The organism is Kitasatospora sp. NPDC097643 (genome assembly GCF_040302625.1).
GTDB lineage: Bacteria > Actinomycetota > Actinomycetes > Streptomycetales > Streptomycetaceae > Kitasatospora.
This window is the reverse complement of record NZ_JBEOSA010000069.1, coordinates 18627-41069: the sequence shown is the minus strand read 5'-3', so window position 1 is coordinate 41069 and position 22443 is coordinate 18627. Positions and strand designations below refer to the sequence as shown.

Sequence of the window (22443 nt, the reverse complement as noted above, 5' to 3'; positions counted from 1 at the left end):
TGCGAGCGTCACGGCCCGCACCGCTCAGTGCACGGCGGAGGGCGACTCCGCCGAGGCGGCGCGCACCAGCAGGTCGCGCAGCGCCGTGGCGGCGTCCGACGGTTCGGCGGGGGTGAGGACGACCTGGTCGGCGGTGGTCGAGGGGCCGGTGAGGGGGATGACGCGCAGGCCGGGCGGCTGGTGGTCGAGCGCGGACTCGACGGTGATGCCGATGCCCGTTCCCGCGGCGACATGGGCGGCGATGGCGTGCACGCTGTCGGCGGTCCTGATGATGCGCAGGTCGGCCCCGCCGATCTGGAAGGCGGACAGGAGACGGTCGCAGAGGCCGCTGTTGATCTGGTGGGGCCAGGTGAGCAGGTCGGTGGTGGAGAGTTCGGACGCGCTCAGCTCCGCGCGCCCGGAGAGCGGGTGGGCCGCGGGTACGAGCGCCATGAACCGCTCGGTGGACAGCACCGTCGCCCGTACGCCGGTGACGTCGCCGATCGCCCAGCCGATGCCCAGCCCGATCGTCTCCGCCCGCAGGGCGGTGAGCTGGGCCGTGGTCGGCATGGTCTCCGGCACGATCGTCACATCGGGGAAGCGGTCGCGCAGTTGCGGTAGGCAGCGCAGCAGCAGTTGCTGGCCGGTGTACTCGGCGTGGCCGACGACGAGGGTGCTGCGGGCCCGGTCGCCGGCGGCCAGGGCGCGTCCGCGCTGCTGGAAGCGGCGCAGCTGGGCCAGGGCGGCGCGGGCGTCGGGCAGCAGCGCCTCGCCGAGCTCGGTCAGTGCCACCCGGCGGCTGGTGCGGTGGAACAGCCGCCCACCCAGGCCGCCCTCCAGCCGCCGGACGGCGTCGCTGACGGTGGGCTGCCCCCGGTGCAGGCGCTCGGCGGCGCGGCCGAAGTGGAGTTCCTCGGCGACCGCGACGAACGCTTCCAGCTCCATCCTGTCCATGGAGGCAGGCTATCGCGATCGATCGGTGTGACCGATCGCTGCGTGCCGAAGTTCGGCGTTGATGCCGTGTCGTACACGGGCTGTGATGGGTGGGCAGGCAGGGATTCCCCACGATCGGAAGAAGCGAAGAAAGTCATGACAGCCAATGACATTGACGTTGCCCCTGATGTCGACCGTGAACAGGGCGTGCCGACGGTCACGGTGACAGTCGTCTACCACTCGGTGCACGGACACACCCGGGTCCTGGCCGAGCACCTCGCCGACGGGGCGCGCCTGGTGCCGGGCGCCCAGGTGCACCTCGTCGAGATCCGCCCCGAGGACGTCGTCGCGGGCCGCTGGCACGATGCGCAGGTGCTGGCGCTGCTCGACCGCTCCGACGCGATCGTCCTCGGCTGCCCGACCCTGATGGGCAGCGTGTCGGCGGTGTTCAAGGCGTTCCTGGAGGCGGCGTTCACACCGTTCACGACGCAGGCGTGGAAGGACAAGCTGGCCGGCGGGTTCACCATGTCCGCCTCGCAGAGCGGCGACAAGCTGATGGTCCTGGAGCAGCTCGCGGTGTTCGCCGCGCAGCTGGGCATGCAGTGGATCGGCGTGGGCGACATGCCGGGCAACAACTGGAGCGGCGGCACCCGCGAGGACGTCAACCGGCTCGGCTCCTGGCTGGGCCTGATGAGCCAGAGCCACGCCGACCAGGGCCCGGAACAGGCCGGATCCCGCGGCGACCGGATCACCGCGGAGCGCTACGGCGAGCGCATCGCCCGCCTGACCCAGCGCTGGGTCAACGCCGTTCCGTACGCCACCCCGCGGATGACCGAACACGAGGCCCGCGCCCTGTCCGCCTCCCTCCGCGAGCAGGACGGCGAACCGGCGGCGCTGACCGGCGCCTGACCTCGCAGGCGGCCCCGCACCGGCGTCGACAGTGAGCCCCGAGGCACCTGGCGGCGCCGGTCGCGGCACCGACTACCTCAACATCGACGGCTGACCCCCGCAGGTACGGGGAGGACATGTGCTGGCCAGCGGCGGGACTGGCTTCGCCGCTTCTTGGCTGATGTGCGGTCAGGTCACCGTCTCAGATCCTGCGGCACTAATGCGCACGTTGTCGATGTGGAGGTGCAGCGCGCCGTCGTCCGGACACCGTAGTCCAACCGATAGACCGCGGACCTGGCCGTCCGCGGCAAGGGCGTACGCGACCGCCACCTGGAACACTTCGTGTCCTGCGGGGCAGGTGGGGCTGGCCGGCTTGTGGAATGCCTCACGCAGTCGCGGGAACGAGGCGGCGGACGCCGCGAGCTTCCACGGGCGTCCGCCTGCGTGGACATCTCCGTGGACATCTCCGTCCGCTATGTCGACCGGCAGGCAGCAGCCCTCGCAGAAGTACTCGCCCGCAGTCACTTCGAACCGATCCCAATCGCACCACCGGCACAGAATGGGCGTGATCACGATCTGCCCGTGCGGTTCCCGGAGGGCAGCCCGGCGCAGCAGCGACTCCACGTCGCCGTCCTCCGTCATCGCCTCGCCTGCCGGTTCGGTACTCCATCCACCTCCGCTTTTCATGGCATGGATCCTTGCACGGCCCGGGGCATCGCAGTTCTGCGGACGAGTGGGCTGGTGCTCCAGTCGTGGATCGAGACCTGGCATAGCGTCATCTACGGTGAATCGGCTGCCGAGGAGGATAGCCGGGTGCATCGGCATGTGCCGGATCCACTGCTCGTTCAGCGGATACCCCCCAGTTGGGTCGGCTTCACGGCCGGGTGTGTTGCTCGGCGGCGTCGAACGCGGGCGCGAGCGGGGCCAGCGCCGTGCGGAGCTGGTCGGGCAGTGAGCCGGAGGGCACGACCAGTCCTCCGGTGGCGAAACTCTCGGCGGCCTCTGCGTTTCCGGCCGGCTGGAGCCAGCCTTCCAGCGCGATGCGAACTGCCGCGGCCACGCTTGCTGCGAGGACGCGGGCTGTGCGCGTTTCGGCGTCGTCCAGGCGTTCGGCGATCACCGCGGTGAGAGGGGGCTCGATGCCGGCGGTGGTATCGAGGAACGCTTCGCGCAGCGCGGTCTGGGTGGTGATCAGCAGCAGCGCCTTCTGTTCGCGCTCGCCGGTGTTCGTGTACTGCTCGACCACTGCTTGGGTGACGGCGTCAGCCAGGCGTACTCCTGCGGGCCGGGCCGCGACCGCCGCCGCGATGCGCGCCTCCCGGTCCGCGGTGACGGCGGAGACGATCGCCTGCTCGCGGCTGGCGAAGTAGTTGTTGTAGGTGCGCGGCGAGACCCCGGCCGCTTCGGCGATGTCCTCGACCCGCACCTGGCCCGGTCCGCGCTCCAGGGCCAGGCGCAGGGCCGCCTCTCGTAGCGCCTCGCGCGTGGCCTGCTTCTTCCGCTCCCGCAGCCCTGGTGGTGGTGTCGTCACGGTGTCAGCGTTCCACACAGGGCTGCGCACGCGCAAAGTTGCGCATACGTAAACTTGCGTGCACGCATGTTTCCTGTCAGCCTCGACCCGACCGAGACCAAGGGAGGACGTCACCATGCGAGCAAGAGGAATGACCTACGACACCGGATTCGTCGTGCACGGCCAGACATCCCGCGAGCACTTCGACCCCGCGGTGGTCCGGCGCGAGCTCGCCATCATCCGCGACGACCTGCACTGCAACGCGATCCAGATCATCGGCGGCGACCCGGAACGACTGGAGCTGGCCGCCGGTGCCGCCGCCGAACTCGGCCTGGAGGTTTGGTTCTCGCCCTATCCGCTGGAGCTGTGTCCGGAGCAGATCCTCACGCTCTTCCGCGACTGCGCCGAGCGAGCGGAACGGCTCCGGCAGCAGGGAGCCACGGTCGTGTTCGTCGCAGGGGTCGAGCTGAGCGTGATGAACCGCGGGTTCCTGCCCGGAGAGAGCCCTGAGGAACGGGTCGAGCAGCTGATGGGCCGACCCGAGCGGCGGGCCGAAGCGATGTGCGAGCTCGGCGTGCGCATCAACGCATTCCTCCGCGACGCCGCGGCCACGGTCCGCGAGCGCTTCCGGGGCAAACTCACCTACGCATCCATCCAGTTCGAGCAGGTCGACTGGACTCCCTTCGACCTGGTGACGTTCGAGCTGATCCGCTCCGCCGAGGTCGCCGACCGGTTCCGGGACGCGGTGCGCACCCTGGCTCAGGGCCCGAAGCCGCTCGCCATCACCGGGTTCGGCACTGCGGCCTACCGCGGCGCGGGCGACCGCGGTGGACGGGTGCTGGAAGTGGTCGAGCACGATCCGGAGACCAAGGCCCCGGTACGGTTGAACGGCATGTACGAGCGTGACGAGGCCGGCCAGGCCGCATATCTGAGCGAACTGCTCGAGATCTTCGAGACCGAGGGCGTGGACAGCGCGTTCGTGTTCTTGTTCGCCTTGCCCGGCTACCCGCACCGCCCGGACGGTGACCCCAGGGACGACTTGGACCGGGCCGGCCTGGGCATCGTCAAACTCCTCGAAGGGCGCCGGGGACAGACCTACCCCGACATGGAATGGGAACCCAAGGCCGCCTTCACGGCAGTGGCACAGCGGTACCGGAGGTGACAGACCCTGCGCACGGTGACCACGGCTCGGGATCGGCACTGCGCCGCGGTGCAGATCCCGAGCAGATGGAAGCGGTGTTCGCCGAACTCGCCGCAGACCTCGCGCCGGTCTACCGCCTCGCGGCGGCCTGCGGGCCAACGGAGTGTGGTACCTGCGCGGGTTGCTGATGCCGGGCGTTGCGGGCAACTGCTGGTCGATCGCGGAGGCTTTGGGAATCGGGTTTCGGTTGCTGGCAGGATGGCCGGATGGACGACGACACCGCCCCCACCCAGGTCGACGAGGTCAGCCTTCGTGCGGCCTGTCCGCCGGCGGCGGTGGGCGAGGCGCTCAAGCGGCTCGCCGCAGCCACCCGCCACGACACTGCGGAGTTCGAACAGGCGCTGGTTGGCCTGGCGCTGCTGTGCGCGAAGGCACCGCTTGAGGCCCTGGAACTACTCGTCGCGGCTACGGCGGCACAGGATGCGATGTTGCGGCGCGCGGGGATCGAGGGCCTCGGCATCTTCGGCCCCGACGCCGTGACGCACGCGCCGATCATCGCCGCTGCGCTCTCCGACCCGGATCCCGATGTGCGGGCGGCAGCGCATGTTTCTCTCGAATCCGTACTCAGGCGGAACGAGCCCGACGAGGAACTCCGCGCTGCCGTTCGCCGAGCAGTCGAGCAACGGCAGCCGGGAGACGCTAAGTGATCACCGGGATGGTTCGCGGAGCCAGAGGATCAGGGAAGCCAGGACGACTCGAGCGCGGTAGCGGTCGGCGAGTTTGTCGAAGCGGGTGGCGATCGCGCGGAAGTGCTTGAGGCGGGCGACCGTCAGCTCACCTCTGCCACAAGATCAATTGTCGGACACGTCCCAGGTCGGGCGAGGAGCGGTGATGAACTCGTCCTCGACTCGCTTCTCGCGCGGCGTGCAAGGTGCTCCCGCAGGGGTGGGCCCTTCTCCCTCTCGAGAGCCAGGCGCCTCATTCCCAAGACCTATACGCCACCGTATAGCGCGGTGTTAGCGTCAGTCATGTACGCCACCGTATAAGGCGCGCAAGCGCAGAGGAGAGAGCGTCATGGCCTACGGATTCGTCGCCTACCACTACCCGGCCCCCGAGCACGTCGAGGAGTTCGTCGGCCGCTGCCACCAGGTCGCCGACGTCATACGGACGCAGCCGGGCTTCCTGTCCGTCGGGGTCTGGGTCACGCCCGACGGCGAGGCGGTCGTCACCACCGGCGCGTTCGAGTCCGAGGAAGCGTTCCGGGCGACGTCCGACGCCGCCCGCGAGCTGGGTGCGACGCCCGACGGTCTGAGCGATCTGGAGGTCAAGCCCCGCCAGGTCCACTTCCTGGTGTCGCGGTGACGGGGAGGCCGTGACCCCAGCGCTTCGGACGAGGAGAGGGATGATGCTCGCGACTGATGTCGAGACCGCGGACGGTGTCGTCCGCGGTCGCCGGGCTCCGCGCGCGGTGCAGTGGCGGTCGATTCCCTACGCGGCGGCACCGGTCGGGGAGTTGCGGTTGCGGGCGCCGCAACCGGTGCAGCCGTGGGCCGGAGTACGCGACGCCACCCGGTTCGGGTGCGCGGCCGTACAGCGCCGCAACCCGATGGTGGCGTTGCGCCGGACCGGCGAGGACTGCCTGACCTTGAACGTGACCGCGCCCCCGGATCCCTCGGCGCGGTCGCGGCGGCCCGTGCTGGTCTTCCTCCACGGCGGCGGCTACCTCTTCGACACCGCGGCCCGGTACCCGGGTGACTCGCTGGCGGCGCGCGGCGATGTGGTGGTGGTGACGCTCAACTACCGCCTGGGCGCACTCGGGTACGTCGACTTCACCGAGTTCTCCACGGCTGACCGACCCTTCGAGTCGAATCTCGGTCTGCGGGACCAGGTGGCGGCGCTGCGGTGGGTGCGCCGCAACATCGCCGCCTTCGGTGGCGATCCGGACAACGTCACCCTCTTTGGTGAGTCCTCGGGCGCGGACGCGGTGCTGACCCTGATGGCGACGCCGGCCGCGGCCGGTCTGTTCCACCGCGCGATCGCGCAGAGCCCGGCCGCGGACTGGGCGGCCGTGGACGCCGAGGCAGCCCGGCGGTTCGCCCGCAGGCTCCTCGGCCGCTTCCTCGGCCGGCTCGGCGTCGCCCCGGACTCCGCGGCGCGGGCATTGACCACGGCGGCCGCGAAGGACCTCTGCCGGGCCGCCGAGCAGGCGCTGCGGGAGGTGGTGCGGGCCTTCCCCGGCAGCTACCCGATCGCACCGGTGGTCGATGGCGCCTTCCTGCCGCAGGACCCGCTGGACGTCATCACCACAGGCAGTGCGCAGGCGGTGCCGCTGATCGTCGGCACCAACCGCGACGAATGCGCCCTGTCCCGGTTCGACGCGACCGTGCCCACCACCGCACCCGCGCTGCGCGCCGCGCTACAGCGCTGCGGCGCCGACCACGAGCGGGTGGCCACCGCCTACCCCGGCTACCCGAAGCGGGCGGCCGCCGTCCGGCTCAGCACGGACTTCGTGCTGTGGCGACCGGCGCAGGCCGTGCTCGAAGGGCACAGCGGCCGGGCCCCCACCTTCAGCTACCGCTTCGACTTCGCACCGCGCGCGCTGCGCCTTGCCGGGTTGGGGGCCGTGCACGGGATCGAACTGCTGCCGGTGTTCGGCGGTGTCGACAGCATGCCGGTACGGCTGTTGACGCTGGCCGGCGGGCGGCAGGGATTCCGCGCCGTGCAGCGCGAGGTCCAGGACAACTGGCTGGCCTTCGCCCGCACCGGCCGACCGCTCGCCTCCTGGCCGGCCTACACGGCGGCGCAACGGAACACGCGCATCATCGACCATCCGTCACGGACCGAGGTGGACCCGCAGCGGGAACACCGGCTGCTCTGGGAAGGAGTCCGCGTCCCCGCTGCGGGATGAGCAGCCATGCGTTGTCGCCGGACATCGGCTGCCCCGGCGGGTGCGGGGAGGACGGACGTGTCCTCGCCACCTGCGGACCCGCCGCCCGGCTGACCCCCGCGGGCGCGGGGAGGACAGACCACCTCTCCGACCCCCGCCGAGACCCACCGGCTGACCCCCCGCGGGCGCGGGGAGGACCACATAGCGCAGAGCATTCTGTCCGGCGAAGTCGGCTGACCCCCGCGGGCGTGGGGAGGACCGCTCGCCGAGTGGCTGCGCGCGATCCAGGCCCGGCTGACCCCCGCGGGCGCGGGGAGGACACGTGGACGGCCCCCGGCATCTGGTACCCCCTCGGCTGACCCCCGCGGGCGCGGGGAGGACGGGCACATGGTCGGCCCGTTCATCACGAACAACGGCTGACCCCCGCGGGCGCGGGGAGGACGTGAGCCACGACACGCCGATGCGGTGCGTGATCGGCTGACCCCCGCGGGCGCGGGGAGGACCTCGACGCGTACGAGCGCCGCCTCCGCGCCGACGGCTGACCCCCGCGGGCGCGGGGAGGACGCGGTGATCGTGAGCGCGGGGCGATCCTCCTCCGGCTGACCCCCGCGGGCGCGGGGAGGACCCGTGGAAGGGTTGGGAGCGCGCGCTTTTTGTCGGCTGACCCCCGCGGGCGCGGGGAGGACGGGCCGGCCTCCATCCCAATTCCCTTGGGACGCGGCTGACCCCCGCGGGCGCGGGGAGGACCCTTTTTGACCTGCGGCGAAGGAGTGGCTTTGCCACTTCTTGACCGACGGGTGGTGGCCGCGTGCGGCCTGGTGCCACAGGCCTGGTGGCCCGTCATGGTGAGTGGCGGGGCTGTGCTGTTGAGAAGTCAAGGGGCGATGGAAATCGTGCCACGTGTTCCGGCTCGCAGGAGGCATAAACGGTGTTCCGTCGGGCCGGGCAAGAATCTGATTGTCTGTCGTGCCGGCCGGCCGCTCGTCTCCTGGCCGGAATACCCGGAAGACACGGTGGCGCAGCGGAACACGCGCATCATCGACCATCCGTCACGGATCGGGGTGGACCCGCAGCGGGAGTGCCGGCTGCTCTGGGAGGGAGTCCGCGTCCCCGCTGTGGGATGAGCAGTGCAGTGGAGTGAGCGGTGCAACGGTCGGTCGCGGGGTACGTGAGCCAACGCGCGACCACCCTTGTCGGCGGTCGACCTCACCTGTCGTAGTTCCGCAGACCGCGGGCACCCTCCCCGCACGAGCGGCGCTTCCACTCCTGCCGGTTCTGCCGGGGCACGGCGGCGATCGGGTCGTGCGTCATGCCGGGTGGATGAGGCGGCTCTCGTAGGCGAAGATCACGGCCTGTATCCGGTCGCGGAGTTCGAGCTTGTGCAGGATTCGCCCCAGATGGGACTTCACGGTCGCCTCCGCGAGGTACAGGGTCGCCGCGATCTCGGTGTTGGACAGGCCGCGGCCCACCTGGACCAGCACCTCGCGTTCCCGGGCGCTGAGCCGGCTCAGCCGCTCGTGGTGGTCGGCGCTACCGCCGCCGTTACCGCCGCCGTCGGGGATGTGCGGCCGGAAGTTCTCCAGCAGGCGTCGGGTGATCCGCGGGGAGACCACCGCGTCGCCCGCCGCGACGCTGCGTATCGCGGCGAGGAGCTCCTCAGGCCTGGCGTTCTTCAGCAGGAAGCCCGACGCTCCGGCGTGGAGTCCGGCGAAGGCGTATTCGTCCAGGTCGAAGGTGGTGAGGATCAGCACTCTGCTCTGCGGGGAGGTCCTGATGACCTGTCGGGTCGCCTCGATCCCGTCGGTCCCGGGCATCCGGACGTCCATGAGGACGACATCGGGGCGCAGTTCCCGGGCGAGGCGTACGGCCTGGCTGCCGTCCGCGGCTTCACCGACCGGTGCCATGTCGGGCTGGGCCTCCAGGACGGTGCTGAAGGCCATCCGGAGCAGCGCTTCGTCGTCGGCGATCAGGATGCGGATCGTCATGCGGACGCCGCTCCGCCGCCGTCGAGGAAGAGGCGGGTACGGACTCCCCAGCCGCCGCCCGGAAGCGGTCCGGCCTGCAACGTCCCCCCGTAGGCGGCCGCGCGCTCGCGCATGCCGGGGATGCCGTGGCCGGATGCCGTGGCCGCCGGACGGTGTGGCGGCGGGAGTGGCGGGCACGGGCCGTTGTCGGTGACGTCCATGGTCACGGTCTCGGACTCGCTTGAGCACTCGATCCGGACCGTCGCGTGTGTGCCGGTGGGTGTGTGCTTGAGGGCGTTGGTCAAGGCTTCCTGTACCAGGCGGTAGACGGTGAGTTGTGCGGTGGCGGGTATGTGGGCGTGGCCGCCGTGGACCTCGAGGCGGGTCGGCAGCCCGGCGGCGCACATCTGCTCGGCGAGGGCCTCCAGTTGGGCGATGCCGGGCAACGGGTGGCGCTGCGCGTCCGGTTCGTCGGTCTGCAGGATGCCCAACGAGCGCCGCATGTCGGTCAGGGCCTGTCGGCCCGTCTCTGCGACCTGGAGCATCGCGGTGGTGGTCCGGTCGGGCGACCGGTGCTGCGCGTAGACGGCGGCGTCGGTGAGCGCGACCATGACGGACAGGTTGTGGGTGACGATGTCGTGCATCTCCCGGGTGATGCGGGTCCTTTCCTCGGCGACGGCCAGCCGGGCCTGCTGTTCCCGTTCCTGCTCCAGGCGTGCGGCCCGTTCCTCCAGGGCCGCGAGGTAGGCGCGCGTGGTCCGCGCGTTCACACCGAGGACGGCGGCGGCAACGACCATCGCGGTGACCGCGACGAAGGGGGTCAGGAACGCGCCTTCCGTCGCCCAGCGCAGGCAGGCCAGCAGGACCCCTGCCTCCACGACGGCGCCGGCGACCAGCGTGCCACGCCGGCCCAAGTTCGCGGCCACCGTGTAGAGGGCCACCAGCAGAGCGACGTCCGCCGGCAGTTGGACGTCCACCAGCCACTGGACGGAGGCCGCGGCCGCCACGGCGCCGAACACCGTGACCGGGGCCCGGCGCCGCCACACCAGGGGCAGCGCGAGGGCGGCGGTGAGGGCCACGGCCACCGGCAGCTCTTGCGGCGCGCGGGTGGTCACGATGTTGAGGAGGAGGAGCGTCGGCAGCAGCGAGTCCCACGCCATGGGCGGCAGCCGAGAGCTCCAGCGCCCGGCGGCTGCTGCCAGTCGCGCCGCTCGTGCGGAGGTCGGGTCGGCGTAGCCCGTCAGCCGTAGGGTCGTCCTCGCCCACCGCACCCAGTCCCGGTGGCGTACCCGGCCGCCATTGCCGAGTTCCGCGGCCGCCTCCGTCATCATTCGTCCCTGTCTCAGCGTCATGGTGGCCCCGGCTGGGGCTGCCACCGCGTCCAGCCGGGAATGCAGGTCGGGTACGGGGAACGTACGCCTCGCGCTGCCCCGCCCGCGCCGCAGCCCTGTCACGGTAGGCCGCGGGCCCCGCGGAGCACATGAGACCACCGTCTGACGGCACCGTGCCGGGATACGACCGCAGGAGGAGCCCCGCTACCTCCCGTGGTCGCAGGGCGGCCGCTGATCCGGCGTGCTCGATTGCCACTCCGGTTGCACAGGGACCTGCCACGGATTGCGACCCCGGTGGCACACGATGCCGACCCGGGACCGATGCGGCAGCGCACACCCGGCGCCGAGCATGGCCGGGTGACCGAGATCATCGCGGGACTGTACCTGTCCCCCCTGGAAATCCTTGCCGTGCTGGGTGCCGTCGCACTGGTGGTGGCGCGCTGGCTTCCTCCTGCCGCCCGCCCACGCGTCACGATCGTGGCAGGGGCGGTTCTCGTGCTGTCCGCGATCCTGCTGGGTGTGGCGGGGATCCGCTGGCAGATGCTGCCGGTACTGGCCGGCGCTGCCATCGCGTTGCCGTTCGCCGTCGCTCCCCTGCTGCGACGCCGTATCAGCCTCCGTACCGGCCGCCGTACCGACCGGCCGGCGTGGCGGGCCCGCTGGTGGCTGGCGCTGCCGGGATCGCTGGCCTGCATCGGCCTGATCGCCACGGGCCCGGTGGCAGCCTGGGCCTTCCCCGTACCCGTGTTCCCCGAACCGTCGGGCGACTTCGCGGTCGGCACCCGCGTGGTGCAGTGGACCGACCCACGCCGCCCCGAGACCTTCACCGCCGACCCGGACGACCGGCGCACGGTCGTGGTCCAGCTCTGGTACCCCGCGCAGAAGAGCCCTGCGGGTGCGCAGCGGGCCCAGTACCTCGGACGCACGGAGCACGAGGCGCGCACCGTCTCCGACGCCCTCGCCCGCGGGGTCGGCCTGCCGGGCTTCCTGGTCGACGGCGTTCCGCGTGCCCGCAGCCACTCGGTCTTCGACGCCCCGGTGGAGAGCAAGGGGGGACGGTTCCCCGTCGTGCTGTTCTCTCCCGGGTCGGGCGGAGTACGCACCCAGAACACCGCCTGGGCGGAGGAACTGGCCAGCCACGGCTATGTGGTCGCCGCCCTCGACCACCCGTACGACTCCGCCGCCGTCGTCCTCGCCGACGGCCGGACGATCAACACCGAGACCTCCTCCAGCGGAGACCCGGACAAGGACGACGAGCTGGCGGCCGGCTGGACGGCGGTCCGAGCCGCCGACCTCAGCTTCGTCCTCACCCAGCTGGAGAATGTGGACCGAGGTGAAGCCGCAGACCCGCTGAGCGGACACCTGAACACCAGCCGGGTCGCGGTGACCGGCCACTCCATGGGTGGTGCCGCCGCCCTGCAAGCAGCCCGGCAGGACCACCGGTTCCACGCCGTCATCGACCTGGACGGCTACCCCCACGGCCCCACCACGCCCTCCCTCGACCAGCCGACACTCGCGCTCACCCAGGCCATCACCCCGGGAACCGACCCGCGCTACCTGCCCCGCCTCACCGAGGCGCTCAAGTCCACCACCGCGACGAGCTACCGCCTCACCATCCCCGGCGCCGCACACCTCACCTTCATGGACGGCCCCCTGTACCTGCCGCCCGTGCCCTCGATCGTCGGCTCCCTGGGCCGCACCGCGAGCCCACGCGTCGTCGCCGCAGCCACCCTCGCCTTCCTGGACGCCGTCCTGAAAGACAAACCAGGCGACCCGGCCGGCGTCCTGTCGGCCTACGGCAACCTCAGCGTCTACCCCCGGGACAACAGCCGCTGATCAGCTGCCCCGGGGCACGCACGTGCGGGGACGACCAGGCCCGCGCCAGCGACTTCAGCCCACCCGCCAGCTGACCCGCGGGCGCGGGGAGGACTTCGCGGCATTCAGTGCGTCGTGCAGTTCGGCTGACCCCCGCAGGTGCGGGGAGGACGTGACGGACGACGGCGAACCGTGGTGCGCCACCGGCTGACCCCTGCGGGTACAGGGAGGACTCCATGGCGGCCAAGAGAGCTGACCGGCCAGGCGGCTGACCCCCGCGGGCGCGGGGAGGACGCAACGTCGCCGTTGAAGAACGCATTCTGAAACGGCTGACCCCCGTGGGCGGGGGGAGAACGTCCGAGGCAACTACGGCCTCCCGCCGGTCACCGGCTGACTCCCGCGGGCGCGGGGAGGACTCCTCCGCCACGGGGATGGCCAGTGAGGTGGACGGCTGACCCCCGCAGGCGCGGGGAGGACATCCCGGACCAGCCGACCATCGTCGCCGACCCCGGCTGACCCCCGCAGGCGCGGGGAGGACAACTCCAGGACGAGGCTGGACAGGGTCGGCACCGGCTGACCCCCGCAGGCGCGGGGAGGACCCTTTTTGACCTGCGGCGAAGGAGTGGCTTTGCCACTTCTTGACCGACAGGTGGTGGCCGCACGCGGCCTGGCGCCGCAGGCGTTGGTGGCCCGTCATGGTGAGTGACGGGGCTGTGCTGTTGAGAAGTCAAGGGGCGATGGAAATCGTGCCACGTGTTCCTGTCGCAGGAGGCATAAACCGGTGTTCCGTCAGGCCGGGCAAGGCCTGATTGTCTGTTTCGCTCCTGTCGACGCGACGCGACCTCCATAAGCCGCCGCCCCGCAATGGCGGCTGCCCGGCCGCGTTGGTGGGGCCAGCTATGCGCGAGGCGCCCCGTCCGCGTAGGCCGACCGGTGGCACCGCTGCCAGCTCAGCCTGATACATGATCAAGCCCGTTGCCGCAAAGGCCCGTTGCGGCAGTGATCGCCGTGGTACGTTCCGTAGCCCAACCAAAAACTGTTGACCCCGGCGGTGCTACCAACACCCCGGGGCCCGGCACCAGGAGCGATCAACTCCCGATGCGTATCCATCGTACCGAACACGCACGCCAGTTCACCGTGCTTCCCAACGCCGTCCTTCAGTACCGGCAGCTGAGCTACACCGCCCGGGGCCTGCTCGCGGATCTCCTCTCCCGCCCCGACGGCTGGCGCGAGAACGGTCGGCACATGGCCGACACCAGCCCCCAGGGGCGCGGCGCCGTCAGCAAGGCGTTGAAGGAGCTGACCGCAGCGGGCTTCTACCGCGTCGAGGTGGTCCGCCTGCCCGACGGCACCTTGCGCAGCGAGGCTCACGTCTACGACACCCCGCAGCTCTGGACCGGTTCACCGGGTACCACCCGTCCGGTCTCCGGTGAACCGGTAGCCGGTCCCGCAGGCGCTCCTGAAGTAAAGAACCGGGAGAAACAACCCTCCCTCCCCACCGATCAGCAGTCGGCGAAGCCGGTCACCACGAAGCTGGTCACCGCCCACGCGAAGCGTGAGACGGGAGGACAGCAGGGACCCCAGGGCGCCATCGAGCCCCCGCCGACAGCGCCGGACGAACGGACCCGCGCGGCGACGGCGACCCTGCTGCGCGTGATCAGCCCCGAACCTCGCCTGCACCTGGGCCATTCCGAAGCCGAGGCACTGGCGCCGCTGGTCGCACAGTGGTTGGACCGCGGAAGCACCGCGACCAGGCTGGCCCAGGCGCTGCTCCCGGGCCTGCCGGAACCGGTTCACTCGGCGCCCGCCGTGCTCCGCTACCGGCTGAAGCACAAGATGCCGCCCCCGGAACCTCCCACCCGGCCCGCTGCTCCCCGGTACGCCGAGTGCGCCGACTGCCACGATCCCGTACCGAGGCCGGGCCTCTGCCGGGCGTGCGCCGGTCCCGGCAAACACGTCGTCGCCGCCGGACCGCCGGCGCCGGTCACCGCAGCAGGGGCCGAACAGGCCCGATCCGCGCTGCGGACGGCCAGAGGCACGCTGCCCACGAGTCCGCACACCCCCGCCGCACCCGCACCCTCATCCTCACCCGCTCCCGCTCCCACCCCCACAAGGCGGGCGAACAACGGCTGAACCCGGACATCGTGCCGATGGTCTTACCGCCAGGAGCCCCCAAACGCCCGAGCTCTGGGAGCGCGCCGGTACTTGCTTCCGGCCGTTCCGTGCCCTCGCCGGCTCCGAGCAAGTGATCACGGCCCCGGGCTCCTCATCGCCGACCCCAGCCGCGAACTGACCGCCTGGGGAGGTCCGGACCGCCGCAGACGTGACCCCGCCACCGAAACCGACCACCGAGAGGACCCACACCCGATGTCCATATGGCCTTCGATCGTTGCCGTGCTCGGCACCCTCGCCGGTGCCCTGACCGCCGGACTCCTCCAGCACCGTTCGGCACGTACCGCACGCGCCGAGGAGCGCGCCGACAGCCACCGTCAGGACCAGCTCGGCGCCGTCACCGACTTCGCAGCCGCCCTGGACGCGCACCGCTCGGCGATGTTCCACCGGGAGCGTCTGGCCTTGACCGACGCGGGCACCGAGCACCAGCTGGAGGCCCAGACGAGGTCCCACGACACCCGGGCGGCAATCACCGCGCCCCACATCCGCCTTCAGGTCCTGGTCCCCGAGCTGGCCGGCCCCGCCCAGCAGGCCGCAGATGCCACGTACGGGCTGCGCAAGGCCATCGACCGGGCCGAACTGGACGCCAGGCGGCACGCGGCCAAGGAAGCATCCGCCGCCTTCATCGCCGCAGCCGCCATGCTCCTGAGCCCCGACAACGGCTGACCGAGGGCGACCATAGCCGGGCAACTTAGCGAGGCTACACAACACCTCGACCAGGTACTCACCGTCCTCCAGCTCCTGGACCAACCACACTGGGAGGCCACCACACTCTCCCACCTCCCCAACGCCCATCACCGCGCCGGACGCACGTTCCAGGCCGCCGCCACCCACCGCGAACTCGGCGACATCTGGGCACTTCGAACGCCCTGCTGGTTCTGCGAACTCCCGATCTACTGAGCGCCCACCAGTCGGTTCAGCGCCTGCTGCCGCCTTCGGGTGCAGTGACGACCGAGGCGATGCTTCCGGTCACCGTTCGTCCGAGCCAGACGACGACAGGCCCGTCGGTCGGGAGCGTGACGAGGTCCGCGCGAAGGGCTTCGTCTCTCGTGCGCTCGAAAGAGCCGTCGCCGAGACTCTCGGTGGCACGTGGCACGTGGCATGTGGCTCCAGGCTGCCGGCCTGGGTGGCCTGCCAGAACTGGCGGAACGGGGTTGTCAGTGATTCCCAGGCAGAAGCGTCGGCGAGACAGCCCATGTTCGTCTCGGAGTTGAACCCGACTCGGTCGCCCGGGTGGAGCGTGTGGAGCGCCAGCCCGATGCATGGGCCGAGCTGAAGCAGGACTGGGAAGATCAGGGGCTGTGGACCTCCATAGGCCCCACAGGGGCCTTCCAGGCCGTGTTCCCAGCACAGGTCGGCTTCTGCGAGGTCGCCTCGGTGTACGCGGAGTTCGCACAGCGACGCGGCTGGCCCAAGCCCGATCGGGTTCTCACCGGGGAGGAGTACGCGGCACTCACAGACCGGGTCCGGCGCTGGGCCGCGGTTGACCGCACCTGGCCTGACGTGCCAGCGGAGTTCGGTCCTCCCTCTGTGCTGTTCGGAGGGAACAACCCTCTGTACGGGAAGACGCTCGGGTACCTCGCTGAGGATCCGCAGCAGCCGATGGTGTTCTTCCACCTGTGGAACGGCAGCGAACCAGGGGCCGAATCTTGGCCGCCCCAGCACGAGCAACCGCTGCTCCTCGCAGTGCGATTCGGCGGCGACTCGTTCCGCGGATCGTTGACCTTCACTCCCGAGGGCGAGCGGAGACAACCGACGGACGATCCTTGTTCGTCGTAGTAGCCGGTCCGACGGAGACCGTAGGTCACCCACATGGGGATTCCCGGACAGCGAGTCCGCCTCCGCATGATCCTGGACCCTCGAGGAGGTACGGGATTCGACGCGAAGGCCATAGCGGTGAGTTTGGTGGACCAAGAAGGCGTGCAGGGCGAGCCCTTCGCGGAACTGTCACGCTTCCGGGGCGTCTTCTACGACTGCCTGAGCGGCCGACGCGACGCACTGTTCGAGACCCGGCCGACCGCCCGGCTCGAAGAACAAGCAGCCCGCCGCCCGCTACGAGGTGGGCAGAGTCCTCGCCACCGGCGAGGCGTACGCCCGGCCCACCCACCACCAGAAGGGCACCAAACCCCGACGATCAGGCTGACACGACGGCCAAGGCCCGACACACTGCCGTCATGCGCATCGACGAACCGGCCGGACTGATCGCCAGCAGAGCTCTGATCTATGTGGGGATCCTCGCGGCCTCGCCGGTGTTGCTGATCGCCGGAGCACCGATCCGGAGAAATTGTCAAGACCTGTGGATCTGATCTATTCGGCCGGGGACTTCGCGAGGTAGAGCAGGGCGTGAGACCGTCCCGGCCAGGTGCTGTCGGATTGGCCGACGTGGACCTGGCTGGCGATCTGTGAGTGATGCTCGGGCCCGCCGCTGAGGAACGCCTCGACGTCGAAGATGATGTCGTCGATGTCTTCTTCGATCTCGGCGGTGCGGTTGGCGATGGCGAAGTGGATGACGATGACGCCTGACCGGGCCTCGACGGCTATGCCGAGCATGCCTGGTCCGATAAGGCCCAGCGCGGCTTGCCCGGTTTGGAGCAAGAGGTAGTTGCGCCGCAGCAGCGCACGTTCCTCGGCTGCCGTGAGGTGCGGGTTGTAGTACTGCTGCGCAGGGTGCTCCACCCCGGAAGGGTATCGGCTTATCGGAACAGGCGTTTGGTTGTTATGCGGCCTGTGGCTCGTCGCGTTCGACCAGTCGGCCGCGTTCGAAGCGGGCTCCGCCGCGGACGAGCGGGACGAGGTGGGCGCCGTTGACCGAGCGCCAGCGGGCCTGGGCGGACTCGACGAGCTTGAAGACCATCGCCAGGGCGGCGGCGCGGGATCCGGCGCCCTTGGTGACTTTGGTGCGGAGCCGGACGGTGGCGAAGGTCGACTCGATGGGGTTGGTGGTCCGCAGGTGGATCCAGTGCTCGGCCTGGTAGTCGTAGAACTCCAGCAGCACGTCCTGGTCGTTGGTGATCTCGGCGACGGCCTTGGGAAACTTCGCGCTGTAGAGCTTGGCGAAGGTCTTGACGGCCTGCTCGGCGTGGTCGCGGTCCTCGGCGTTGTAGATGTCCTGGATGGCCCTCTTCGCCGCCGGCTGGGCCGACTTCGGCATGGCGTCGAGGACATTGGCTGTTTTGTGAACCCAGCATCTCTGCTCGCGCGTGTTGGGGAAGACCTCGCGCAGGGCCTTCCAGAACCCGAGTGCCCCGTCTCCGACCGCGAGCACGGGCGCGCGCATGCCCCGTCTCGCGCAGTCCCGCAGCAGCGCGGCCCACGACTCGGACGACTCCCGGTAGCCGTCCGCCATCGCGACCAGTTCCTTGGTGCCGTCCGCGCGCACGCCGATGACCACGAGGACGGCGGCCTTGGCCTCGTCCAGGCATATGCGCAGGTGGATGCCGTCGACCCAGACGTAGACGTAGTCGGTGCCGGACAGGTCACGCTCCTGGAAGGCGGCATGGTCGGCCTGCCACTGGGCGGTCAGCCGGGTGACCGTGGCCGGCGACAGCCCCGCCGAGGAGCCGAGGAACTGCTCCATGGCGGGCACGAAGTCGCCGGAGGACAGGCCGTGCAGGTAGAGCAGCGGCAGCACCTCGGCGATTTTCGGGGACTTGCGGCACCAGGGCGGCAGGATCGCCGAGGAGAACCGCTTGCGCTCCCCGGTCGCCTCATCCACGCGCTTGTCGTTCACCCGCGGCGCCTTGACCTCGACGACGCCGGCGGCGGTGGTGACCTTCCGCGGCTGGTGGTAGCCGTTGCGGACCACCAACCGCCGACCGTTGTCATCTCGCTCGTGGGCCAACTCTACGATGTAGGAGTTCACTTCGGCCTCCAGAGCGGCGGCCAGCATCCGTCGGGCTCCCTCGCGGACGATCTCGTCCAGCAGGGAGCCTTCTCGCGTCGAACCGTCGGCATTGACTACGGTGAGCACGGGCGTGCCTTCCCGACCGACGCTGCGAACGTCGGCCTACTCGATGACCATCACAGGATCATTCGGGAAGGTACGCCCTCCGCGTTCCTCCCGGAACCGATCCACAGGTCTTGAGCATTGCTCCGATCCGTCGCCGGTACCTCCGCTACGTCTACCGGGACGGCGCACCCCTGATCGTCGACAAAGAGAACGGATGGGTCAGCTTCCACTACTACGTGGTGCTGAATCGGCTCTTGTACTGGCTCTGCTGGCCGACAGAGTCCCTCATCAGTCTCGCCCGACGAAGTCGTTAAACGACAAGCTGACCATGCCCCTGGACACGAGGCCAGGTCACCTGGTCAGTGGCTCACGGCCCGACAACCACGGCGGCCCCCCTCCACAGTGCTTACGCAGTAGCGTGGTCACGGAACCACCGGTCCACGAACGTGACCGCTGCTACGGGATCACCGGTCTCCAGCAGCACACGTCCGTCCCGCCAGGGAGCCGCCACCACGGAGTACAGACCGGGCCCCGCGTGGATGCCGGGGAATCCCTCCGCGCCCCAGACGCGGAAGCTCTGGGACAGGGAGAAGTTCAGGCTGCTGTGCGAGGTCCACGGATACATCGCACGAAGCCGAGGCACCGCAGCAGCCGCCTCGACCAACGGAAACATCGAACGCGACACCCAGTCATCGGCGGCATCCGGCGGCCGGTAGCGCCCCAGGAGCTCGACCCACGCCGCCGCGGCCTCCACATCAAAAGTCCCGTCGTCCACACGCACCACGGTGTCCCCGGCTCCTCGCACCGTCAAGAGCCCCGGGAAACGATCACCACACCGAACGTGGCCCGTAGGCCGGCCCAGGTAGGGGGTGAGGCGGGTTCCGGTGTGAACTGGAAGAGATGTGGTGGTACCTGGAAAGTCCCTCTGCCAGTAGCCGGAAGCGAGCCTCGCCGACGTCATCACCGGCGGGGACCTCGTGGGACGGTTCCCCGAGGACGACACCACGCACGCTGGCCTATGTCTCCCCGGAACGCACGGCCGCCGCCTGCGCCGCTCTCCTGGCGCTGGATGCGGCGGACCTCCGCGCCCGGATGTCGGCGGTGCTCGCCCAGAACGTCAATGGGGAACCGCCACCGGGACTCCTGGACGACCTGGCCTCCCGTATGGCGGAGGTCGCGCAACTCCTCCGGCAGGCCACCGAGTCCGGGCAGGGTGTCCTGAAGAACGTCTATCTCTGACCCCCGGAGCGGGGACAGCCCGGACCGCCGTGATCGTCACGCGATGTGTGCCGCAGCCGGTTTTCGGGCTCTGACCGCGGTTCCGTGAAGGTTCCTGCGGAGGTCGCTACCCGCCGGCCACAACCTGGCCGGCCGTGACCTGGGGAGGGTTGGGGAGCAGTGATGCGAGGTTGTCCCGGACGAAGTCCGCCGCCTTCCGGATCGACTCTTCGGCCCCGGTTTGGTCTGCGAAGACGCTGGTGGAGACCATCACTCCATCCACGGCGTCAACCCAGTAATAGGCCACGAACCCGGGAACCTGGCGAAGGAGAGGCACGAATCCCTCGGCCACTCGGCGACCTGCCTCCGCAGGATCGGTCACTCCTTCGTACCGCCGTACTGCTGCGTACACGCTGGTCTCCTCACGGGTCCCGAGGTCATCTCGTGCGAGACGACATACCCCTCACTGGGCGTCTCCCGCTCGCGCGGTGTCTGGAAGGCACCCGGACAGCCGCATCGGCATCCACGGCCAGCCGCTGTGGCCGGCTCCAGGCGGCCCGGGACGAGCCAAGGCTTCACGGAACTGCGGTCAGAGCCGGTTTCAGGATCGCCAGCAGAACCGCTCGCCGGGACGGGGACGCCCACCTGCGCGCCCCCGTCGACGCACGGGACTCAGGCCGTGGAGCCGGGGGCCGGGGCCTGGCCGACGAGGTAGATCCGTTCGCGGAGTTCCGTCTCGGCCCAGTCCAGGTCGGCGCCCAGGTCGAACCAGACCTGATCCTTGCGGTCGCCCGGCTGGTCGAGCCTGACGGCGACCCAGGAGAACACGCCTTGAAGGATGTCCCGCCTGCGCCCGGGCGCGGCCACGGACAGGGCGAACGGCACGGCGATGCCGGCCCGCGTGACGATCAGGTGGTCCCGGTCATCCGGCCGTGGACGGCCCCCGGTGAGGTAGCGCGGAGTGTCGACGACCTTGAGCCACTCCAGAACCGCGCCCGACACCTGTTGGTCCAGGATCTCCGCGATGGACGCGCGCACGGCCACGGCGGGCTCCTCACCGAGCCAGTCCAGCCAGTGCTTGGACTCCGCGAGCTCGGTGAAGTCGTCCTTGGGCGGGCCGTAGTTCGGATTCTCCACGAACTCCCCGGTCAGCTTCCCGTCCTCACCGACCCGCCACACGCCCTGGATGGCCTCGCTCGGCACGTAGCCATCGGGGTCGCCGACGAGATCGGAGTCGATCGCCGCAATCGACCCACCCGGATTCGCGGCCGCTTCCGCGACGAGCTCGGGCGAAGCCGACTCCAGCATGCGACGCCGCTCGGCCGATGTGTCCCCCATGCCTGAAACCCCTTCGCCTGGTGCGCCCCGAGAAGGTCGGCACCGCCCCGTTCACTGATGACGCATGCTCCCATGAACGCCGTCGGCCGACGCCTCAGGGGCCGCCGAGAAAGCGCTCGCCCACGGCCCGGCGCCGCCCTGACACCGCATCACCTTACCCCGGCAGGTGCGAGGAGGAGGGGTGCTGACCTGCGGCTCAGGAAGGCCTGCGCCCTGGGGGTGGTCCAGCGCCAGCGGGTGCCGCCGTGCTGGTCCGGCCAGGTCACGGGTCAGCTCCGGTCGAGCAGCTCGTACCAGCGGGCGACGGATGACGGCCGATGTCCACCAGGTGCTTCCCGATCGGATCCGCGCCCGTCCTGACCGCGTCGTTGAGCAGCGCGGCCAGGCCGGGCAGGGTCACCCGGTCGACGATGAGCTCCTCGATGTGGCCGGCCGTCCAGGGGAGCGGCGCCGCCAGCACCGCGCCGGCCGCGGCGAAGTCGGCGCCGGTGGCACCGTGCGTGCCCACCAGCAGCGCGCGGCGCCCGTCGAGCTCGAGCTCGTACGCCTCCTCGCCGCGACGGATGCCGTCCAACCGCACGTCCGTGCCCGGTACCCGCCAGTCCGGCCTGATGCCGCCGAACAGGACGAGACGTCCGCCGTCCCGCGGCAACAGGTTCCAGGCGCTGTCGAAGGTGGTGTCGTCGAGCGACGCCGTGGTGACGACCACAGTGCTGAACGTGCGCGTTCCCACCTCGCTGTTGAGAACCTTCGGCACCTCTCGCAGCAACGCCATGGCGGAGAGGACGGTCAGCCGTGCGGTGCTCCGGTTGACCAGGGTGACCTGGCACCCCTTCAGTCTCAGCAGCACCGCCAGCAGCACCCCGGCGGTCCCCGCACCGACGATCGCCACGTCGGAACCGACGGGGACCTTGCCGGCGCAGTGGACGGCGCAGGCGAGGGGTTCGGTGAAGACCGCCCGGTCGTCCGGAGTGCCGTCGAGGACGGTGGGCAGGGCGGCGCGCAACTGGTCGGGCGTTCCTTCCAGCAGAGCCGTCTCGCTGAACGCGGTAGTCCGTGTCACCGGGATGTGGGGGTCCAGGCACACCCTCAGACCGGGCGGGAAGTCGTCCATGCTGCTGCTGTGGACGACACCGACCATTTCGTGACCGAAGTCGGACCGGACGTCCCGGCTCCGGCGGACCTCCTTGAGGTCCGAGCTGCACAGGCCCACGGTCTGTGGGAGCACCAGCACCCATGACGGGGAGGCCGGGGACGGCCACGGACCGGTGGTGAGCTGAACCCCGCCGGGCACCAACTCCACACGGCTGCTCACGGG

20 protein-coding genes, 1 pseudogene and 1 CRISPR repeat array are annotated in these 22443 nt (G+C 70.5%); of the genes and pseudogenes, 10 read left to right on the top strand and 11 right to left on the bottom strand.

The annotated features are described in order from the left end of the window. Positions 1–24 precede the first annotated feature (24 nt). Positions 25–933: a LysR family transcriptional regulator gene (locus ABTY15_RS32470; RefSeq protein ID WP_350603388.1), complete on the bottom strand. Its 909-nt coding sequence runs from the start codon at positions 931–933 to the stop codon at positions 25–27. A 135-nt stretch (positions 934–1068) separates the two neighbouring features. On the opposite strand from ABTY15_RS32470, the gene ABTY15_RS32465 reads away from it, so the two are divergent. Next, positions 1069–1821: a flavodoxin family protein gene (locus ABTY15_RS32465; RefSeq protein ID WP_350603387.1), complete on the top strand. Its 753-nt coding sequence runs from the start codon at positions 1069–1071 to the stop codon at positions 1819–1821. 168 nt (positions 1822–1989) lie between these two features. On the opposite strand, the gene ABTY15_RS32460 is transcribed toward ABTY15_RS32465, so the two are convergent. Together ABTY15_RS32460 and ABTY15_RS32455 are read right to left on the bottom strand one after the other, a co-directional pair. Continuing rightward, positions 1990–2424 carry a hypothetical protein gene (locus ABTY15_RS32460; RefSeq protein WP_350603384.1) on the bottom strand — a complete coding sequence of 145 codons (435 nt, stop codon included), beginning with the start codon at positions 2422–2424 and terminating at the stop codon, positions 1990–1992. A 250-nt stretch (positions 2425–2674) separates the two neighbouring features. Further along, positions 2675–3331, bottom strand: a complete 657-nt coding sequence (locus ABTY15_RS32455) for a TetR/AcrR family transcriptional regulator (RefSeq protein ID WP_350603381.1) — start codon at positions 3329–3331, stop codon at positions 2675–2677. Between the two features lie 130 nt (positions 3332–3461). Between ABTY15_RS32455 and ABTY15_RS32450 the strand changes: the two genes are divergently transcribed. Next, positions 3462–4472: a glycoside hydrolase family 113 protein gene (locus tag ABTY15_RS32450; RefSeq protein WP_350603379.1), complete on the top strand. Its 1011-nt coding sequence runs from the start codon at positions 3462–3464 to the stop codon at positions 4470–4472. A gap of 245 nt (positions 4473–4717) precedes the next feature. Beyond that, a complete protein-coding gene (locus ABTY15_RS32445) occupies positions 4718–5158 on the top strand; it encodes a hypothetical protein (RefSeq protein WP_350603376.1) in 441 nt (146 codons plus the stop codon). Here the strand turns inward: ABTY15_RS32445 and ABTY15_RS32440 are convergent. Beyond that, positions 5159–5272, bottom strand: a pseudogene (locus ABTY15_RS32440) (IS5/IS1182 family transposase); the annotation flags it as partial. Positions 5273–5525: 253 nt separating this feature from the next. Here ABTY15_RS32440 and ABTY15_RS32435 point away from each other — a divergent pair. Both ABTY15_RS32435 and ABTY15_RS32430 read left to right on the top strand, forming a co-directional pair. Beyond that, entirely contained in the window at positions 5526–5813 is a 288-nt protein-coding gene (locus ABTY15_RS32435; RefSeq protein WP_350603372.1) for an antibiotic biosynthesis monooxygenase family protein, read from the top strand. Positions 5814–5856: 43 nt separating this feature from the next. Next, complete coding sequence (locus tag ABTY15_RS32430; RefSeq protein ID WP_350603369.1) at positions 5857–7359, top strand: carboxylesterase/lipase family protein; 1503 nt, start codon at positions 5857–5859, stop codon at positions 7357–7359. Between the two features lie 209 nt (positions 7360–7568). Then, positions 7569–8085: a CRISPR direct-repeat array (repeat unit 29 nt; unit sequence CGGCTGACCCCCGCGGGCGCGGGGAGGAC). A gap of 560 nt (positions 8086–8645) precedes the next feature. Here the strand turns inward: ABTY15_RS32430 and ABTY15_RS32425 are convergent. Both ABTY15_RS32425 and ABTY15_RS32420 read right to left on the bottom strand, forming a co-directional pair. Further along, positions 8646–9323, bottom strand: a complete 678-nt coding sequence (locus ABTY15_RS32425) for a response regulator transcription factor (protein WP_350603367.1) — start codon at positions 9321–9323, stop codon at positions 8646–8648. Beyond that, a complete protein-coding gene (locus ABTY15_RS32420) occupies positions 9320–10462 on the bottom strand; it encodes a sensor histidine kinase (RefSeq protein ID WP_350603365.1) in 1143 nt (380 codons plus the stop codon). The genes ABTY15_RS32425 and ABTY15_RS32420 overlap by 4 nt, the downstream gene beginning before the upstream one ends. 492 nt (positions 10463–10954) lie before the next feature. Between ABTY15_RS32420 and ABTY15_RS32415 the strand changes: the two genes are divergently transcribed. The 5 genes from ABTY15_RS32415 to ABTY15_RS32395 all read left to right on the top strand — a co-directional run bounded on the left by ABTY15_RS32415 (position 10955) and on the right by ABTY15_RS32395 (position 16926). Further along, on the top strand, positions 10955–12469 hold the full coding sequence (locus tag ABTY15_RS32415) for an alpha/beta hydrolase family protein (RefSeq protein ID WP_350603359.1): 1515 nt from the start codon (positions 10955–10957) through the stop codon (positions 12467–12469). A 1077-nt stretch (positions 12470–13546) separates the two neighbouring features. After that, positions 13547–14581, top strand: a complete 1035-nt coding sequence (locus tag ABTY15_RS32410) for a hypothetical protein (protein WP_350603358.1) — start codon at positions 13547–13549, stop codon at positions 14579–14581. 234 nt (positions 14582–14815) lie between these two features. Next, positions 14816–15286 carry a plasmid transfer protein KilB gene (gene kilB, locus ABTY15_RS32405; RefSeq protein ID WP_350603355.1) on the top strand — a complete coding sequence of 157 codons (471 nt, stop codon included), beginning with the start codon at positions 14816–14818 and terminating at the stop codon, positions 15284–15286. A gap of 576 nt (positions 15287–15862) precedes the next feature. After that, positions 15863–16399: a hypothetical protein gene (locus tag ABTY15_RS32400; protein ID WP_350603352.1), complete on the top strand. Its 537-nt coding sequence runs from the start codon at positions 15863–15865 to the stop codon at positions 16397–16399. A gap of 395 nt (positions 16400–16794) precedes the next feature. Continuing rightward, a complete protein-coding gene (locus ABTY15_RS32395; RefSeq protein WP_350603349.1) occupies positions 16795–16926 on the top strand; it encodes a hypothetical protein in 132 nt (43 codons plus the stop codon). A gap of 1 nt (position 16927) precedes the next feature. Here ABTY15_RS32395 and ABTY15_RS32390 read toward each other — a convergent pair whose 3' ends face one another. The 5 genes from ABTY15_RS32390 to ABTY15_RS32370 all read right to left on the bottom strand — a co-directional run bounded on the left by ABTY15_RS32390 (position 16928) and on the right by ABTY15_RS32370 (position 22440). After that, a complete protein-coding gene (locus ABTY15_RS32390) occupies positions 16928–17296 on the bottom strand; it encodes a hypothetical protein (RefSeq protein ID WP_350603346.1) in 369 nt (122 codons plus the stop codon). A gap of 40 nt (positions 17297–17336) precedes the next feature. Further along, positions 17337–18590: an IS256 family transposase gene (locus tag ABTY15_RS32385; protein ID WP_350603341.1), complete on the bottom strand. Its 1254-nt coding sequence runs from the start codon at positions 18588–18590 to the stop codon at positions 17337–17339. A 385-nt stretch (positions 18591–18975) separates the two neighbouring features. Then, entirely contained in the window at positions 18976–19353 is a 378-nt protein-coding gene (locus ABTY15_RS32380) for a DUF6193 family natural product biosynthesis protein (RefSeq protein ID WP_350603337.1), read from the bottom strand. Positions 19354–20459: 1106 nt separating this feature from the next. Then, positions 20460–21125, bottom strand: a complete 666-nt coding sequence (locus tag ABTY15_RS32375; protein WP_350603335.1) for a hypothetical protein — start codon at positions 21123–21125, stop codon at positions 20460–20462. Between the two features lie 262 nt (positions 21126–21387). Continuing rightward, the gene (locus tag ABTY15_RS32370; protein ID WP_350603332.1) at positions 21388–22440 is read right to left on the bottom strand and encodes an alcohol dehydrogenase catalytic domain-containing protein; all 1053 of its coding nucleotides are present in this window, start codon (positions 22438–22440) and stop codon (positions 21388–21390) included. Positions 22441–22443: the final 3 nt, after the last annotated feature.